At 66.9% G+C, this 1,934-nt stretch carries 1 protein-coding gene; it reads left to right on the plus strand.

Annotated elements, in window-relative coordinates:
- The first annotated feature begins 133 nt into the window (after positions 1-133).
- Positions 134-1,858, plus strand: a complete 1,725-nt coding sequence (locus Q7A36_RS39540) for an IS1634 family transposase (protein ID WP_305109275.1) — start codon at positions 134-136, stop codon at positions 1,856-1,858.
- The last annotated feature ends 76 nt before the right edge of the window (positions 1,859-1,934 follow it).

Below are 1,934 nucleotides of genomic sequence, written 5' to 3' on the forward strand. Positions count from 1 at the left end.
CTGAAGTTCCTGCTTCGCTTGGCTCTAAGTCATTGAGCTTGCGCCTGATTGGCCCAGCGACGACGAAGATTGTACCCATGTAATTGGCACGATTTTGCTTCTGCGGTGCCGGATCTCTGTGCCATCATGGGCCATGTACATCGAAACCGTCCCCAACCGCGCCTCGCCCCCCGCCATCCTGCTGCGCGAGAGCTGGCGCGAGGGCGGCAAGGTTCACAAGCGCACCCTGCTCAACCTCACCCATTGGGACCCCGCTCACATCGACGGCCTGCGCGCCGTGCTCAAGGGCGGCACCGTCATCCCCCCAGGCCAGGACGTCATCCGCATCGAGCGCTCGCTGCCGCACGGCCATGTCGCGGCCGTACTCGGGACGGCGCGCCGGATCGGCCTCGACACGCTGCTCGGCCCCGAGGGCAACCGCTGCCGCGACCTGGTGCTGGCGCTGCTGGTCAGCCGGATCCTGGATCCTGCCTCCAAGCTCGCCACCGCGCGGCGGCTGTCGCCCGACACCGCCTCCTCCAGCCTCGGCGAGATGCTCGGCCTTGGCGAGGTCGACGAGGACGAGCTCTATACCGCCCTCGACTGGTTGCACGAACGCCAGCCCGCCATCGAGACTGCGCTGGCCAGGCGCCATCTGCAGGGCGGCACGCTGGTGCTCTACGATGTCTCGTCCAGCTACCTCGAGGGCCGCTGCTGCCCGCTGGCAGCGCGCGGCTACAGCCGCGACGGCAAGCCGGGCAAGCTGCAGATCACCTACGGCTTGCTCTGCGCTCCGGATGGCTGTCCGGTCGCCATCGAGGTGTTCGAGGGCAACACCGGCGATCCCGCCACGCTGGCAACCCAGGTCGACAAGCTCAAGCAGCGCTTCCGCCTCGAGAACGTGGTGCTGGTCGGCGACCGCGGCATGATCACCGAAGCGCGCATCGGCGAGGATCTCCGTCCCGCTGGCCTCGACTGGATTACCGCCCTACGCGCCCCCGCCATCCAGGCCTTGGTGGCCAGTGGCCGGCTGCAGATGACACTGTTCGATGAACGCAACATGGCCAGCATCACCTCGCCCGATTATCCCAACGAGCGCCTGATCGTCTGCCGCAATCCCGATCTCGCCGCCGAGCGCCAACGCAAACGCATCGAACTGCTCGATGCCACCGCCCGTGACCTCGCGCGCATCCAGGCCGCGGTCAACCGTCAGCGCAATCCGCTGCGCGGCAGCGCCGAGATCGCGCTCAAGGTCGGCGCCGTGCTCGATCAGCACAAGATGGCCAAGCACTTCGCGCTCGACATCGCCGACGCCAGATTTCACTTCACGCGCAAGCAGGACGTGATCGACGCCGAGGCCGCCACCGACGGCCTCTATGTCGTTCGCACCAGCCTCGAGACCGACCGTCTCGACGACGCCACCACGGTGCGCAGCTACAAGTCGCTCGCTCTCGTCGAGCGTGCCTTCCGCTGCCTCAAGAGCGTCGACCTGCAGCTCCGCCCGGTTCGCCATTGGCTGCCCGAGCGCGTCCGCGCCCACGTCTTCCTCTGCATGCTCGCCTACTACCTCGAATGGCACCTGCGCCAGCGTCTGGCCCCGATGCTGTTCCACGACACCGACCGCACCGCCGCCGAGGCCCAGCGCAATGGCCCCGTTGCCAAGGCCGAGCGCTCGCCGGCCGCCATCACCAAGCAGACCACCGGTGTCACACCCGATGGCCTGCCCGTGCATAGCTTCTCAAGCCTGCTCGCTGATCTCGCCACCCTCGCCCGCAACACCGTCACCACCGCCACCAACCCGCACAGGCCCTTCACTCTCCTGACCCGACCAACCCCAATCCAGCAGAAGGCGTTCGATCTCCTCAGCCTCTCGCTGTAGCCAGTAGCAGCTTCAGCCGGCGCGAGGATCTCGCGTTGGATCAATGGCTTGCACTACTTCAATGGAGGAACTTCGG

It is taken from the genome of Paracraurococcus lichenis (assembly GCF_030657435.1).
Classification (GTDB): Bacteria; Pseudomonadota; Alphaproteobacteria; order Acetobacterales; family Acetobacteraceae; genus Paracraurococcus; species Paracraurococcus lichenis.

What these genes read in the sequence shown, in the direction of transcription:
- Q7A36_RS39540 (WP_305109275.1), top strand. Translation starts at nt 134, where the DNA reads ATGTACATCGAAACCGTCCCCAACCGCGCCTCGCCCCCCGCCATCCTG.